The organism is Stenotrophomonas sp. WHRI 8082, from assembly GCF_040223995.2.
Classification (GTDB): domain Bacteria; phylum Pseudomonadota; class Gammaproteobacteria; order Xanthomonadales; family Xanthomonadaceae; genus Stenotrophomonas.
In genome coordinates this window covers 2191820-2207027 of the sequence record NZ_CP167826.1, presented here as the reverse complement: position 1 = coordinate 2207027, position 15208 = coordinate 2191820, and the positions used below count along the sequence as shown (strand labels likewise).

Here is a 15208-nt window from a genome sequence, read left to right as displayed (position 1 = left end):
ATCGACTGGCGGCCACAGCAATTCGCTTGAGTGAAGCCCTGGGCACCAGGGTGGCCAAACAGCTGACCGCCCCCCGTGTGATCGCGCATTCCCGACAGCAGGTGCGGGGCGCCACATGAACGCCAAGGGGCGCATTATCCCTCGCGCGCGCCTGCAATCATGAACGTCGCCGCGGGATTCCTTTCCGACGGCTCAAACCGGCCAGGCCGATGAAAGGTGTTGAAGTCGACAACCGATTCGTGGCCGAGGCCTGGCGCTTGGTAATTTGCCTTTCGTCATTCTCACGGCGCAGCGTGGAGGCGGGATCACCCGGCTACTGTGGCCTGACCTCGACGCGGCGAACCCTGCGACGATGCTCAGGGATGCCAAGCACTCACGCAGCAAGACCGGCGCTGGCGCAATGAAGGTGTCCGGAGACTGCAGGGTTGGATACACCAGCCTCGTCGCATCGGAGTTTCCGATACGGCTACCAGCAAGCCTGCTGCCGTCTGCGGCACGCTGCCCTACAGCCTTTCTTCAACCAGCCGTCCACCATGCCTCTCGCGGCAGGTCGCCGCGCTCACCCTGAAGAGAGACATCATGAACAATCACCGATTGAAGTCTGTTCTGTCTGGCTTGCTCGTTGCCCTCGTCATGGCCCCCAGCGCCAACGCTGCCGTCACTCCCCTCAGCGTGACATTCAAAGGCAAATTTGGTGATGCTCAACGTCGGGAGGCAGATCGCCTGCTGAAGTTCGGGTGCGACAAGTTGGCTGGCCAGCTGGTGGGTGAGCCCAAGGTCAACGTCATCGATGCCAACACCGTAATCGTCCACCAGAACTGCGAACATTGACAGCGCGCAAGCGCGCGCGGGCTGCCGTACGGCGGCAGCCCGGATGGAAGAATGAAGGGTCGCAGCGGTCAGTGCACGCTGTCCGGTGCGCCCTTACGTCCCACCCGCTCCACCAGCGTCCGGCTGGCCGCGTTGAGGCCAACAATGTCCACCACGGCGCCATGCGCACGCAGCTTTTCGGCAGCGCGCTCCAGTGCACCCACGGCCGTGAGGTCCCACAGGTGCGCGTGCTGCAGGTCGATCTCCACCCGCGGCGCAACGTGATGGTAATCGAAGGCCGCACCGAACTGCCCGGCCGATGCGAAGAACACTTGTCCACGCACCACATACCGTTGCGCGCCTTCGTGGTCATCACGCTGCACGTCCAACATGCCGCCGACCTTGCGCGCGAAGAACAGCGCTGACAGCAGCACGCCGCTGAGTACGCCCTTGGCCAGATCATGCGTCGCCACAGTGACCACCACCGTCAGCAGCATCACCATCGAAGAGCTGCGCGGATGGGTGCGCAGGTCACGCAGCGAGCGCCAGCTGAAGGTGCCGATGCTGACCATGATCATCACCGCCACCAGGGCAGCCATCGGGATCTGCCGCACCAGCTCGCTGCCGTATACCACCAGCATCAGCAGCACGCTGCCGGCGACCAGGCAGCTCAGGCGCCCGCGCCCGCCGCTGGTCACGTTGATCACCGACTGCCCGATCATCGCGCAGCCGGCCATGCCGCCGAAGAAGCCGGTCACCGTGTTCGCCAGGCCCTGCCCGGCACACTCGCGGTTGCGCTCGCTTGGGGTTTCGGTGATGTCCTCGACGATCTGCAGGGTCATCATGGATTCGAGCAGGCCCACCACCGCCAGCGTGGCCGACACCGGCAGCAGGATGCGCAGCGTCTCCCAGTTCAGCGGCACGTCCGGCAGGAAGAAGGATGGCAGGCTGTCGGGCAGCTGGCCCATGTCACCGACCGTGCGTACGTCGATGCCGAATCCGATCACCACGGCGGTGAGCACGCCGATCGCCACCAGCGGCGAGGGCACCACGCGGGTGATGCGTGGCAGCAGGTAGATGATCGCCAGCGCAGCCGCGCAGAGCAGGTAGACCGTCGGCCCACGGCCGACGAGTTCCGGCAGTTGCGCCATGAAGATCAGAATCGCGAGCGCATTGACGAAGCCGGTGATGACCGAGCGCGAGACGAAGCGCATCAGCGAGCCCAGCTTCAGCGCGCCAGCCAGCATCTGCAGTAAGCCGGTGAGGATGGTGGCGGCAAACAGGTACTGCAGGCCGTGGTCCTTGACCAGATCGACCATCACCAGCGCCATCGCACCGGTGGCGGCGGAGATCATGCCCGGGCGGCCGCCTGCGATGGCGGTGATGACCGCGATGGAGAACGAGGCGTACAGGCCGACCTTGGGATCGACCCCGGCAATGAGGGAGAAAGCGATGGCCTCGGGGATCAGCGCGAGCGCGACGACGATGCCGGACAGCACGTCGCCACGGACGTTTCCGAGCCACTGCTGGCGCAGCGGGTAATGGGTCTGCATGGGATTTCCTTGGCGCACGTGGTCACGGCCACGCAGCGCTGCAATGGGTACGCGGGTTCCTGATGCCGGACAGGTCCGGCTGCCATGCGGCAGGGGTCAGGGTGGCGTGGTCACTGCGTACGGGCTTCGCGGAGGGCGGGAAGCGCGCAAGTCTACGGCAGCCACGGCCTGGCGGGTAGCGCCGAGCCCTGCTGCCGCCGTGGTAGCGCCGAGCCGTGCTCGGCGGAAGAACGAAGCTGCCGCGCTGCGCGCTCGCCGAGCGTGGCTCGGCGCTACCGGGGGACCGGCCTAGGGCTGCTGACGCTGCATGCTGCCGCCGTGGTAGCACCGAGCCGTGCTCGGCGGAAGAACGAAGCTGCCGCGCTGCGCGCTCGCCGAGCGTGGCTCGGCGCTACCGGGGGACCGGCCTAGGGCTGCTGACGCTGCATGCTGCTGCCGTGGTAGCGCCGAGCCCTGCTCGGCGGAAGAACGAAGCGTCCGCGCTGCGCGCTCGCCGAGCGTGGCTCGGCGCTACGGGCTGGTCATGGTCCCGGCCTACAATCACGGTATGGCCATCATTCCCCCACGTTTCTTCGATACCCGCACCGAGCAGGGGGTGCTGCGCCTTTCGATCGCCGGCACCCTGGTCATGGCCTCCATGGCGGTAGGCTTCGGGCTGTACGCCAATTCCTCGCTGATCATCTTCGATGGCATCTACGGAATGATCGACGTGGTGATGACGTGGCTGTCGCTGCTGGTCGCCCGGCTGATTGCCCAGTCCACCAATACCGATACCCTGCAGTCGCGCCTGAACCAGCGTTTTTCGATGGGATTCTGGCATCTGGAACCCATCGTGCTGGGCGTCAGTGGCACGCTGATGATTGGTGCGGCGCTGTACGCGTTCGTCAATGCGGTGGATGCGCTGACCTCGGGCGGGCGTCTGATCGCGCTCGGCCCGGCCATCACCTTCGGGGTGATCTCGCTGCTGGCCGAAGGGGCGCTGGCGGCGTTCGTGCTGCGTGCCAACCGGCAGATCGGCTCGGACTTCATCGCCTTGGATGCGAAGAACTGGATCATCGCGGCAAGCATGTCCGCGTGTTATCTGCTGGCCTTCATCGGCGGTGCACTGGTGCGTGGCACGTCGCTGGACTGGATCGGGCCGTACATCGATCCGGGCATCCTGGCAGTGGTCTGCCTGTTCGTCATGGTGGCGCCGCTGGGCACCGTGCGCCAAGCCTTGGCCGGCATCCTGCTGGTGGCGCCCCAGGAGCTGCGGGCGCACGTGGATGCGGTGGCCCGCGATGTGGTCACTCGACATGGATTCATCGATTACCGCAGCTACGTGGCGCAGGTCGGTCGCGGTGAGCAGATCGAACTGTTCTTCGTAGTCCGTGCGGACGATCCGCCGCGTGCGTTGGCCGAATGGGATCGCCTGCGCGATGAGATCGGCGACCTGCTGGGTGAGGAGTCGCCGGATCGCTGGCTGACCATCATGTTCACCACCGACCTGGAATGGGCGGTATGACCGGGTAGGGCCGCGCCGTGCTCGGTGGAATGCTTCACCGCGCGGGGCGCTCGCCGAGCGTGGCTCAGCGCTACCACGGCAATTGCCATACCCAGCGTCACCGCGCGGCCTGTTTCCATTCCCTCGGCGACTGCCCGGTCTGGGCCTTGAACGCGCGCGACAGCGCGGCCTCGCTGCCATACCCGACGTCGCCGGCAATGCGCTTCAGCGGTTGGCCACGGCGCAGGGCCTGCTGCACCAGTCGCGTCCGCCACGCCTGCAGGTACTGCCCGGGCGTACTGCCTACGACATCGCGAAACCCGTCGGCGAAGGCGCTGCGTGACATCCCGGCACGCTCGGCCAGCGTCTGCAGCGACCACTCTTCGGCCGGTCGTTCGTGCATGGCCACCAGTGCATGGCGCAGCCGCGGGTGGCCCATTCCGGCCAGCAGCCCGACCTGGATCTGGCCGTTTTCCATCAGCGTGCGCAGCACCTGGATGATCACCAGTTCGAACAGGCGGTCGAGCATCGCCTGCCGGCCACAGCGCTCGGTGAAGGCTTCTTCGAAGAGCACACCCAGCACCGCGTTGCTACCCAGCAGGTCGGCCAGTGGCAGGCAGATCGGGCTCGGCAACGCGTCGGCCACCGGGCTGCCTTCGCCGGCTTCGAAACGCAGCCCCGCCGTCACCAGCGGCACCTGCAGCCCGTCATCAATGCTGAAATGATGTTCGCGCGGCCGGGCGTACAACAGCACGCTGGGCTGATCGATGCGCAGGCGGGTGCCATCGCTGTCCATCACCTCCACGCCGCCCTGGCTGAGCAGGTGCAGCAGGGGTTGGCTGGCGGCCTGCGCCGGCACCCAGTGGCCGCTGATCTCGCCACCCTGCAGCAGCCGCGCACTGACCGGGAAGCGGTCGAGCAGGGATTCAAGTCGATCGAGCATGGCTGGACGATCCATCAAGTTTTCCGGACTCCATGTTGCCACACGTCCAGCCAAGGCGCGCAAAGTACACCTCACCGGCCAACCGGCCACCCCAACAAGGAACTCCGCCATGTCGATCGAAAAGGTTCTGTACACCGCCCAGGCCACCGCAACCGGCGGCCGCGAAGGCCGCGCTGTGTCCTCCGACAACGTGCTGGACATCCAGCTGTCGACCCCGCGCGAGCTGGGCGGCGCAGGCGGCCCGGGCACCAATCCGGAGCAGCTGTTCGCTGCCGGCTATTCGGCCTGCTTCCTCGGCGCGCTGAAGTTCGTCGCCGGCCAGGCCAAGGTCGCGCTGCCGGCTGACACCACCGTTGCCGGCAAGGTCGGTATCGGCCAGATCCCAACCGGTTTCGGCATCGAGGCCGAGCTGACCATCACCGCCCCGGGCGTGCCGCGCGAGCAGCTGGAAGAGCTGGTGCAGAAAGCCCACATCGTCTGCCCGTACTCCAACGCAACCCAGGGCAACATCGACGTCAAGCTGATCGTGGCCTGACCTGACCCAGGCGCTGGGAGCAAGGCCCTTTCGCATGGCGACAGGGCCTTGCTCCGTCCTGGTTACTTTTCGCTGCTGACCAGCTGCACCACGCTGGAGAAATCCAGCTTGCCGCGGCCTGCCTGGTGGTTCATCGAATACAGGTTGCGCGCCAGCTCGCCGAGCGGGATCGAAGCGCCCACACTCATCGCCGCTTCCACCGCCAGGCCCATGTCCTTGAGCATCAGGTCGCTGCCGAAGCCACCGCTGTAGCCGCGCGAGGCCGGCGCGTTTTCCAGCACCCCCGGCCACGGATTGCACACTTCGGTCGCCCAGCTGCGGCCGGTACTGACCGCCATCATCTGCGACAGCACCTTCGGGTCCAGCCCGTGTGCCACGCCCAGCGCGATGGATTCACCGGTCACCGCCATGATCACGCCCAGCGCCATGTTGTTGCACAGCTTGGCGACCTGGCCGGCGCCGCTGGCCCCCACATGGAAGATGTTCTTGCCCATCGCCTGCAGGTAGGGGCGTGCACGTTCCAGTGCGTCCTCTTCGCCCCCGACGATGAAGGTCAGCGTGCCGGCCGTGGCACCGGCGGTACCGCCGGACACCGGGGCGTCCAGCATCTGCAGGCCTCGCGCCGCTGCGGCTTCGGCGACCTTGCGCGCGGTGGCCGGTGCGATGGTGCTGCAGTCGATCACCAGCGCACCGCCCGGGATGTCGGCCAGCAGGCCGTCATCGCCCAGATAGACGCCTTCGACGTGGCGGCTGGCCGGCAGCATCGAGATCACCACCTCGGCATCGGTCAACGTATCCAATGCGGAGGTGGCAGCCGTTGCGCCGGCATCCACGGCCGCCTGCACGGCGGCGGGCACGAGGTCGAATACGCGCACGACGTGGCCCGCTTTGGCCAGGTTGGCGGCCATCGGACCGCCCATGTTGCCCAGCCCGATGAATGCAATGCGACTCATGCGACGGTCCTTTCAGCAGCGGTGGCGGCAAGGTCAGCCAGCGGGTGCTGGTCGGCCGGCCACGGGGAAATGAAGAAGTCTTCGGCCCACGCCGCGCTGGCGTCGGCCAGCGAAGCCGGGTTCCAGTGCGGGGTGCGGTCCTTGTCGACCAACAACGCGCGGATGCCCTCGGCGAAGTCACCGTGCGCGGCGCAATGCAGGGCCGTCACGTACTCCAGCCGGTACACCGTCGCCAGGTCCGCGCCGGCGGTGCGGCGCTGCAGTTCAAACGCCAGCCGCGCCGAACCGGGTGCACCGGAAGCAAGCGTCTTCTGCGCGTTCTGCAGCCACGCGTCGTCGGTCTGCAGGGCCCGGATGCGTTCGATGATCGCCGGCAGTTCATCGCCGGCGCACAGCGTCTCCAGCAGGTCCGCATGGGCCTGCAGCGGGCCCGTGGGTGCGTCGCTGGCGAAGGCTTGCAGCAGCGTGTCCAAGCGGCCGTGGTTGCCCTCGCTGTCGCGGCGCCAGTCCGCCTGCAGCAACGCGTCGAAGACTTCGGCGCGCTGCGATTCGGCGATGTGCAGATCTGCCAGATCGGCATGGATCGCATCACCCGGGCCAAGCAGCGCGCCGGTCAGCGCCAGGAACAGTCCCCCCTTGCCCGGCACGCGCTGCAGCAGCCAGCTCCCGCCGACGTCCGGGAACAGGCCGACGGTGATCTCCGGGAACGCCAGTTTCGAGCGCTCGCTGACCACGCGATGGCTGGCGCCGGACATCAGGCCGATGCCGCCGCCCATGACGATGCCGTGGCCCCAGCACAGGATCGGCTTGGGGTAGGTATGGATCAGGAAATCTACGCGGTATTCGACATCGAAGAACTCGGCGGCATGCGTGTTCTGGTGGATGTCCACCTGCCCTGCCGCGCGGTAGGCCTGCATGCTCTGGTACAGGCTGTGCAGGTCGCCGCCGGCGCAGAATGCTTTCTCGCCAGCGCCCTGCAGCACGACCATGGCCACGCCGTCATCGTCGGCCCACGCACGCAGCTTTTCCAACAGCAGGTGGGCCATCGGCAGCGAGAAGCCATTCAACGTGCGCGGTGCGTTGAGCGTGGCGATACCGATGCGCGTGCCGTTGGCCGCGGTGCGTTCTTCAAACAGCACCGGCGCTTCGTCAACCACGATGTCGGTTTCCCGGCTCATGCGTTCTTCCACTGCGCGCTGCGCTTTTCCAGGAAGGCGCTGACACCCTCTACCTGGTCGGCAGTATCGAACAGGTCCACGAACGCTTCGCGCTCTGCGACCAGCGCCGATGCATGCGTACCGGTGCGGGTGGACTGCACCAGCGTCTTGCAGGCGGCGATGCTGGTCGGGCTCTGCTTGCCGGCCTTCTTCGCCCACTCCAGCGCCAGCGCTTTACCTTCGCCCTTGCCGGCTTTCTGCTCGGCCAGACCGATCCGCACGGCGGTATCGGCGTCGATGCGCTCACCGAGAAGGATCATCCGCTTGGCCCAGCCTTCGCCGACCAGGCGCGGCAGGTTCTGCGTGCCGCCAGCGCACGGCAACAGGCCGACGGTGGCCTCCGGCAGCGCCACCTGGGCGTGTTCTTCGATGATGCGCAGGTCGCACGCCAACGCACATTCCAGGCCGCCGCCCATGGCATAGCCGTTGATGGCCGCGATGGACACGCCGCGGAACGCGGAGAGCGCCTCGAATGCCTCACCGAAGCGGCGCGCGGCTTCCCGCGCAGCGGCTTTGTCGCCGGACGCAAACTGGTTGAGGTCGGCGCCGGCGGAGAAGAACTTCTCGCCCTCGCCACTGATCACCAGCGCATAGACATCACGGTCCGCGTTCAACGCGCCCACCAGGTCGCGCAGGGCCGACAGGCTGTGCACGGTCCAGGTATGCGCGGGCGGATTGTGCAGGGTGATGACCGCAACGTGGCCATCGGCCTCGACCTTCAGGCCGGCATGTTCATGGGTGCGCCAATCGTTCATCGCAGTTCCTCTTCGGTATTGAGCAGGTGGCGGGCAACGATCACCCGCATGATCTCGTTGGTGCCTTCCAAGATCTGGTGCACACGGCAGTCACGCAGCAGGCGCTCGATCGGGTACTCGCGGATATAACCGTAACCGCCGTGGATCTGCAGCGCTTCGTTGCACACGGTAAAGCCCGCATCGGTAGCGAAGCGCTTGGCCATCGCACACCACACATTGGCATCGCTGGCGCCCGCATCGAGCTTGCGGGCCGCGGTGTGCACCATCTGCCGTGCGGCGACCAGCTCGATGGCCATGTCGGCCAACTTGAACTGCAGCGCCTGGAACTCGGCCAGCGCCTTGCCGAACTGGCGCCGCTCGCCCATGTAGCGTCGTGCCGCATCCAGCGCACCCTGCGCGGCGCCCAGCGAACATGCGGCGATGTTGATGCGCCCGCCGTCCAGGCCTTTCATGGCCAGCTTGAAGCCGCCGCCCTCTTCGCCCAGCAGGTGGCCGACCGGCACGCGTACGTTGTCGAAGGTGATGCCACGGGTCGGCTGGCTGTTCCAGCCCATCTTCTCTTCCTTGCGGCCGTAGCTGATGCCCGGCAGGTCGGCCGGCACCGCGATGGCGCTGACGCCTTTCGCGCCGGGGCCGCCGGTTCGTGCCATCACCACCAGCAGCTCGGTCGCGCCAGCGCCGGAAATGAAGGCCTTCGCGCCATTGAGCACATAGTCGTCGCCATCGCGCACGGCCGTGGTCTTCAACGATGCCGCATCCGAGCCCGCTCCCGGTTCGGTCAGGCAATAGGAGGCCAGCTTGGTGCCGGCCGACAGATCCGCGCCCCACGCGGCGCGCAGGCTTTCCTGGCCCCAGGTGGAGACCATCCACGAGGCCATGTTGTGGATGCTGACATAGGCCGCCGTGGAGGGATCCACGTTGGCGAGTTCCTCGATGACGACGGCGGCGTCCAGACGGCTCAGGCCGCTGCCACCGACCTCGGGATCCATGTACAAGCCACAGAAACCGAGTTCCCCTGCCTTGGCGATTGCCTCGCGCGGGAAGATGCCCTCCGCATCCCACCGCGCTGCGTGTGGCGCCAATTCTGCCTGGGCGAAGTCACGCGCTGCCTCTCGATAGGCTTGCTGCGCTTCGTCGAGTTCCGTCGTCATCGAGTTACTCATGTCTGCAACTCCGTGGTTACTTCAGGCTGATGGTGGTGTTGACGCCGTGGCTCAGCGTCTCGTCATCGAACCAACGTGCCGTGATGGTCTTGGTCTGCGTGTAGAACATCACCACCTGCTTGCCATATGGACCGAGGTCACCCAGCTTGGATGCGCGCGATCCGGTGAAGGAGAACAGCGGCACCGGCACCGGGATCGGCACGTTGATGCCGACCTGGCCGACGTCGATGTCTTCCTGGAAGCGACGCGCGGCGGCGCCGGACTGGGTGAACACCGCCGTGCCGTTGCCATTGGGGTTGCTGTTGACCAGCGCGATGGCGTCTTCCAGCGTTTCCGCTTCCAGGATCACCAGCACCGGCCCGAAGATTTCTTCCTGGTAGATGCGCATGTCGGTGGTGACGCCGGAGAAGATGGTCGGCCCGACGAAGTTGCCCTTCTCGAAGCCGTCGACCTGCGGATTGCGGCCGTCCAGGTCCAGCGTTGCGCCCTGCTCCACGCCCGAAGCGATCAAGCCTTCCACGCGTTCGCGGGCACTGCAGGAAATGACCGGGCCGACATCGGTGCCCGTCACCGAGCCAGCGCTGACCTTGAGCGTCTTCGCCTTCGCCACCAGGTCCGGCACCCAAGCGCGTGCATCACCCACCAGCACCAGCGTGGAGGCGGCCATGCAGCGCTGACCGGCCGCACCAAAGGCGGCGCCAACCATCGCGTTGAGGGTCTGCTCCTTGTTGGCATCAGGCAGCACGACCGCATGGTTCTTCGCGCCCATCATGCACTGCACGCGCTTGCCGGCCAGCGAGGCGCGGTTGTACACGTGGGTGCCGACGCGGGTGGAGCCCACGAACGAGATCGCCTTGATGTCCGGGTGGTCACAGATCGCGTTGACCACTTCTTCGCCGCCGTGGACGACGTTCAGCACACCCTTCGGGATGCCGGCTTCGAGCGCCAGTTCGACCAGGCGCATGGTGACCATCGGATCCTGTTCGGACGGCTTGAGCACGAAGGTGTTGCCGGTGGCGATGGCCATCGGGAACATCCATAGCGGAATCATCGCCGGGAAGTTGAACGGCGTGATGCCCGCGCACACACCCAAGGGCTGCATCAAGGTGTAGGTGTCCACGCCATTGGCCACGTTGTTGGCCAGCTCGCCCAGCTGCAGGTTGCCGATCGCTGCGGCGTGCTCGACCACTTCCAGGCCGCGGAACACATCGCCTTCGGCGTCCGGCACGGTCTTGCCCTGCTCGGCGCTGAGGGTATGCGCCAGCTCGCTCATGTTCTCGCGGATCAGCTGCTGGTACTTCAGGAAAATGCGCGCACGGGTGCCGATGGGCGTCTTGCGCCAGGTCTTGAAGGCTTCCTTGGCGGCAGCGACGGCATCGTCGACTTCGCTGGTGGTGGCGAACGGCACCTGGGCCAGCACGTCCTGCGTGGCCGGATTGACGACGTCCTGCCACTGCGCGGTGGACGACTCGATGAACTGGCCATCGATCAACAGACGGATACGGGGCGCTGCAACAGTCATGGCGGTTCCATCGGAGTGCTGAAGATGCTTGGCATTATTCACAAGCCACTGCTCGATTTCTGGGCTGTCTGCGCTTAATCTGGCCAACCGGCCTGCTGATTATTGTTAATCTTGTGAATGACCTTGTGCCCCAGCGTCATCTCGGTCTGCGCCTGGCCAAGCTGCGGGAGCAGCGTGGCTACACCCAGGCGCAACTGGCGCAGGGGCTGGGCGTTTCCGCCAGCTATCTCAACCAGATCGAGCGCAACAAGCGGCCGCTGACCCCGGCCGTGCAGCAGCGTCTGCGCGCCGTGCTGGGCGAACTGGGCGACCTGTTCGACGCCGGGGGACCGGCGGCGCTGCAGGATGCGCTGGGGCAGACGCTGCGTGACCTCGGCCTGGCCGATGTCAGTGCCACCGAACTGCGGGCCATGGCCGGCAACCTGCCGCAGGTCAGCCAGGCCTTGCTGGACCTGCACCGCCGCCATTTGGCGCTGCGCGAGCATGCAGCAGCACTGGAGTTCCAGCTGGGCGAGCCCGGCGCTGGACTGAGCCTGCCCGCGGGCGACCAGGTGCGCGACTTCTTCAACCGCATGCACAACCACATTCCGGAGCTGGATGAGCTGGCCGAGCAGTTGTTCGCCGAGTGGGGGCTGACTGTCGGCCACATGGCGCCGCGGCTACGCCAGTTGCTGGCCGACCGTCACGGCGTGATGGTGGAAGTGGCACCGCTGCAGGCTGGCCGCGAGAAGCGCCTGCTGGATGCCCAGGCGCGCACGCTGTGGCTGCCGGATTACCTGGAACCGGGCCAGCAGGCCTTCCAGATGGCCGCCGAGCTGGCCCTGCGCGGGCACGGCGAGGCCGTGGATGCGGTCATCGAACGTGCCGGCTTCCGCGATGACGCGCGTATCGCCCAGGCCCGCATCGGCTTGTCCAACTACTTTGCCGGCGCGCTGGTGATGCCCTACGGCCCGTTCCTGCGCGCAGCCGAGCACAGCGGCTACGACATCGAACTGCTGGCGCACCAGTTCGGCGTGGGGTTCGAAGCGGTCTGCCACCGGCTGAGCACGCTGGCGCGGCGCAGTGCACCGGGCCTGCCGTTTTTCTTCATCCGCGTGGACCGTGCCGGCAACGTGTCCAAACGCCACTCGGCCACCGACTTCCACTTTTCGCAGGTAGGCGGTTCGTGCCCGCTGTGGATCGTGTACGAGGCGTTCAACCAGCCCGGACGCATCCTCACCCAGACCGCCCGCATGCCGGATGGGCGGCGCCATTTCTGGCTGGCCCGGCAGGTGAGCAGCGGCCCGGTCGGCCATGGCCAGCCACGCAAGACCTTTGCCGTGGCGCTGGGCTGCGATCTGCAGCATGCAGAGCGGCTGGTCTACACCCGGGGGCTGGATATCCAGAGTCCGGGGAACTCGGTATCCATCGGACCCGGCTGCCGGGTATGCCCGCGCGAGGACTGCATGCAGCGCGCGTTCGCGCAGCTGCCGGGGCGCTGAGGCAGGGGGGCGGCGGCGGCTGGCGGCGGATGACGGGGGATGGCGGGAATGGCGAGGTCGGGGGTAGAGCCGACTTCAGTCGGCTGCATTTCGCCTGATGCAAAGGCAGCCGACTGAAGTCGGCGCTACCCGTCGGCTATACCCGTCGGCTCTACCCTGACCGTCTGCTCAATAGATCGGCGTGACCTTCATCTGCGGCAGGGGGCGTGGTGCGCCCTCGGTGAGGTCCGGGCCGCAGTCTTCCCACGTGGTGCCCTGCTCCACCATGCGCGCATACAGCGCCTGCGACGCGCGCTGCCTTTCCTGCGAGCCCAGTGGATACGACGGTGGCAGAGGCTGCCCGGTCGCCACGCTGGCATACACCGCCCGGTAGGCGACCACCTGCTGGCTGGCATCATCGGTGCGTGAAACTTCCAGCGTGTAACGCTGGTAGGCCGAGGCAAGGTTGCGCCAACGCACCCAGTAGTGGTTTTCAAAAGAGAACGCACAGAAGCGCTCCCCGGCAAGCGTGCCTTTCTCCGCGATTCGGCTCAGCACGTCCTGTGGCATGTCCAGGTTCATGCCGCCCTCGTCCCCCTCCAGCGCCACGTTGACGATGCGGTCGCGGTAGCCGGGTGCCCGCGCCTGCAGCAGGTCGCGCCAGTTCTGCATGGTGGATATCACCGCGAAAAGGAACCGCAGCACTTCGTTGGCGGCGAGCGGCGCACTGATGTCGCGGTAGCTGCGTTGCCAGCCCTCGCGATTGCCGGCGGGCAATACCACGGCGCGTTCCAGCGCGCCCTGCGGATCCTCAGGGTCCACGGTTGACACGGCGCCGCCCGGATACACCAGGTTGATGGCGAAGGTGGGCCAGCGCGGCAGCGCCGCGTCGAACAAGTGGATCGGGAAGTTGCTGCCGATGCCGCCATCGGAGAACCAGCAGCGCCGGAAACGCGGCGCCTCCGCTGCAGCAGGTGCCGTCGACGCCGCCTGCCCGCCTTGGGTCAGCCCTTCCATGCTGTCTGCCACGTTCTTGCCACCCCGACCGGGCTCGACGCGTTGCAGCGGAGGCCGCGCGGCCGACCATGCCGGCTCATGCAGGGGCACCGCGCTGATCAGCAGCGGGAAGCTCAGGCTCATCCGCGTGGCGACCAGCACCGGCAGTTGATCTCCTGCGGGCAGCCGATGGTAGTCCCGCCCGTCGAAGGTCTCGGGTATCCCGGCGTGTTGCACCAGCCAGTCCACCACGCTGGACGGAAACAGGAGATCGAACTCCTCGCGCAGGAACCAGAACGTCGCATCGCTGAATGGCAGCGTGCGCGGCTCGTTGTGCGAGACACAGGTACTGATCATCTGCAGGGTCACGGCATGCGCATCCTGCGGCTCGCCCGCGTAACGTGGCGCCGAATGCAGGTCGGCGAAGGTCAGCGGCTGGTCCAGCGGGCGCCCGGACAACGCCTGCAGGCTGGCATGCAGCCAGTCTGTGAGTGCGGGTCGCTGCGGGTCCTCGCTGCGGCCGTTGCACAGCCCCAGCAGATTGCCGCGCGCCACACGCGCTACGCGCAGCAACGCCGCCGCTACGCCGGCTCCATAAGCGCACAGCAGCGAGGGCAGCAGCGTGGCCAGCACGCCAAGGCCGCCGCCGGCCCACGCGCCGATGCCGAGCAGCAGGGTCAGCGATACCAGCACCTCCACTGGCGCGATGGTGAACACCGCGGCCAACAGGCAGACGATCTTTCGCGGCCAGCCGGCGTGGCTGGCCAGTACCACCAGCAGCCGGTAGGCCGCACGCCCGCCACGCGCAGGCTGGAAGAGGCGGTAGATGAATCCGCGCGTGGACAGCTGCGCGGATACGGCGGACAACCCCTCGAAACCTGCCTGCGCGTCCATCGCCTCGCCGGCGTGGCGGCGGCGGTCACCGAGCGCGGCAGCCGCCGCTACGGCTGCGGCAATGGCGCCTGCGGAGGTGCCACCGATGCTCTTGAACCGATACGCTTTGGCCAGCGACAGCACCGCGTTCGGGTAGACGATCCCGCTGGTGATGCCCCCCTTCATGACCAGATCGCAGTACTTGGCTGCCATGGGCCGACCCTCCGCTGGATACGGCTCCGATTATGGCAAGTGTGCCTCTCACGGCATGAGATGGGTGGCGCAGTTTGTGGGGTGTGATGGGGTGTGGGCGGTTTGGGTATGGTGGGTGGGTTGGGATGGGGTGGTAGAGCCGACTTCAGTCGGCTTCGGGGCAGCCGACTGAAGTCGGCTCTACCTGGGCTTCGAAGACAGCCGACTGAAGTCGGCTCTACCGCCGTTCAGCGGTTTGATTGCGGGACGCGGCGGATCTTGCTGGTGTCGTAGCCCATCGCGGCGATGCGCTCGATCGCTTGCTGGTAGTCGCTGTCGCTGACCTGCGGGGTGCGCGCCATGTACCACACGTAGTCACGCTTGCTGCGCGCCACGATGGTCTGCTGGTAATCCGCGTCCAGCCACGAGATCACATACTCGGCCTGGATCGGCCAGATGAACTGCATGCCCCACACGGCGCCGTTGCCTTCTTTCTCCACCCGGCCGACCGGGTGCATCGTCTTCACCGGGGCCTGGAAACTGCCCTTGCGGTAGGTGAAGGTCGTCTGGATGCGGCCATCCGGACGCAGTGCGTACGTTTCCACCGAATCAAAGGCCTTGCGCTCGATGAAGGTGGGAATCTGCGCGATGACGTACCAGTCGCCCATGAAACGTGGCACATCGACCTGCGGTGCACGCGGCAGCGGCCGCTCGGGGCTGGACGAACAGGCACTGGCGGACAGTGCCATCGCA

Annotated in this window: 13 protein-coding genes; 4 read left to right on the top strand and 9 right to left on the bottom strand. The window is 66.7% G+C overall.

From position 1 onward, the window contains the following. Positions 1-579: 579 nt before the first annotated feature. Complete coding sequence (locus ABRP17_RS09600; RefSeq protein WP_349985817.1) at positions 580-831, top strand: hypothetical protein; 252 nt, start codon at positions 580-582, stop codon at positions 829-831. 68 nt (positions 832-899) lie between these two features. On the opposite strand, the gene ABRP17_RS09595 is transcribed toward ABRP17_RS09600, so the two are convergent. Beyond that, positions 900-2363, bottom strand: a complete 1464-nt coding sequence (locus tag ABRP17_RS09595; RefSeq protein ID WP_349985815.1) for a SulP family inorganic anion transporter — start codon at positions 2361-2363, stop codon at positions 900-902. Positions 2364-2886: 523 nt separating this feature from the next. Between ABRP17_RS09595 and ABRP17_RS09590 the strand changes: the two genes are divergently transcribed. Then, on the top strand, positions 2887-3867 hold the full coding sequence (locus ABRP17_RS09590) for a cation diffusion facilitator family transporter (protein WP_188325764.1): 981 nt from the start codon (positions 2887-2889) through the stop codon (positions 3865-3867). 97 nt (positions 3868-3964) lie between these two features. Here ABRP17_RS09590 and ABRP17_RS09585 read toward each other — a convergent pair whose 3' ends face one another. Continuing rightward, positions 3965-4789 carry an AraC family transcriptional regulator gene (locus ABRP17_RS09585; protein WP_349985814.1) on the bottom strand — a complete coding sequence of 275 codons (825 nt, stop codon included), beginning with the start codon at positions 4787-4789 and terminating at the stop codon, positions 3965-3967. A 109-nt stretch (positions 4790-4898) separates the two neighbouring features. Here ABRP17_RS09585 and ABRP17_RS09580 point away from each other — a divergent pair, with 109 nt between their 5' ends. Then, the gene (locus ABRP17_RS09580; protein ID WP_349985812.1) at positions 4899-5324 is read left to right on the top strand and encodes an organic hydroperoxide resistance protein; all 426 of its coding nucleotides are present in this window, start codon (positions 4899-4901) and stop codon (positions 5322-5324) included. A 62-nt stretch (positions 5325-5386) separates the two neighbouring features. Here ABRP17_RS09580 and mmsB read toward each other — a convergent pair whose 3' ends face one another. From mmsB to ABRP17_RS09555, 5 genes are read right to left on the bottom strand one after another with little or no spacing between them, the layout of a single operon-like run. Next, positions 5387-6277 (bottom strand): 3-hydroxyisobutyrate dehydrogenase, encoded by an 891-nt coding sequence (gene mmsB / locus ABRP17_RS09575; RefSeq protein ID WP_349985810.1) that lies wholly within the window; start codon positions 6275-6277, stop codon positions 5387-5389. Then, on the bottom strand, positions 6274-7455 hold the full coding sequence (locus tag ABRP17_RS09570; protein WP_349985809.1) for an enoyl-CoA hydratase/isomerase family protein: 1182 nt from the start codon (positions 7453-7455) through the stop codon (positions 6274-6276). The genes mmsB and ABRP17_RS09570 overlap by 4 nt, the downstream gene beginning before the upstream one ends. Next, the gene (locus tag ABRP17_RS09565) at positions 7452-8249 is read right to left on the bottom strand and encodes an enoyl-CoA hydratase (protein ID WP_192096335.1); all 798 of its coding nucleotides are present in this window, start codon (positions 8247-8249) and stop codon (positions 7452-7454) included. Before ABRP17_RS09565 ends, ABRP17_RS09570 begins: the two co-directional genes overlap by 4 nt. Then, on the bottom strand, positions 8246-9412 hold the full coding sequence (locus ABRP17_RS09560; protein ID WP_349985808.1) for an acyl-CoA dehydrogenase family protein: 1167 nt from the start codon (positions 9410-9412) through the stop codon (positions 8246-8248). Before ABRP17_RS09560 ends, ABRP17_RS09565 begins: the two co-directional genes overlap by 4 nt. Positions 9413-9428: 16 nt before the next feature. Next, on the bottom strand, positions 9429-10934 hold the full coding sequence (locus tag ABRP17_RS09555) for a CoA-acylating methylmalonate-semialdehyde dehydrogenase (protein ID WP_188325756.1): 1506 nt from the start codon (positions 10932-10934) through the stop codon (positions 9429-9431). Positions 10935-11047: 113 nt separating this feature from the next. Here ABRP17_RS09555 and ABRP17_RS09550 point away from each other — a divergent pair, with 113 nt between their 5' ends. Further along, positions 11048-12415: a short-chain fatty acyl-CoA regulator family protein gene (locus ABRP17_RS09550; RefSeq protein ID WP_349985806.1), complete on the top strand. Its 1368-nt coding sequence runs from the start codon at positions 11048-11050 to the stop codon at positions 12413-12415. A 168-nt stretch (positions 12416-12583) separates the two neighbouring features. Here the strand turns inward: ABRP17_RS09550 and ABRP17_RS09545 are convergent, their stop codons facing one another. Both ABRP17_RS09545 and ABRP17_RS09540 read right to left on the bottom strand, forming a co-directional pair. After that, a complete protein-coding gene (locus ABRP17_RS09545) occupies positions 12584-14476 on the bottom strand; it encodes an RpoH suppressor (RefSeq protein WP_349985804.1) in 1893 nt (630 codons plus the stop codon). A gap of 227 nt (positions 14477-14703) precedes the next feature. After that, the gene (locus tag ABRP17_RS09540; protein WP_372487000.1) at positions 14704-15204 is read right to left on the bottom strand and encodes a lipocalin family protein; all 501 of its coding nucleotides are present in this window, start codon (positions 15202-15204) and stop codon (positions 14704-14706) included. Between the last annotated feature and the right edge of the window lie 4 nt (positions 15205-15208).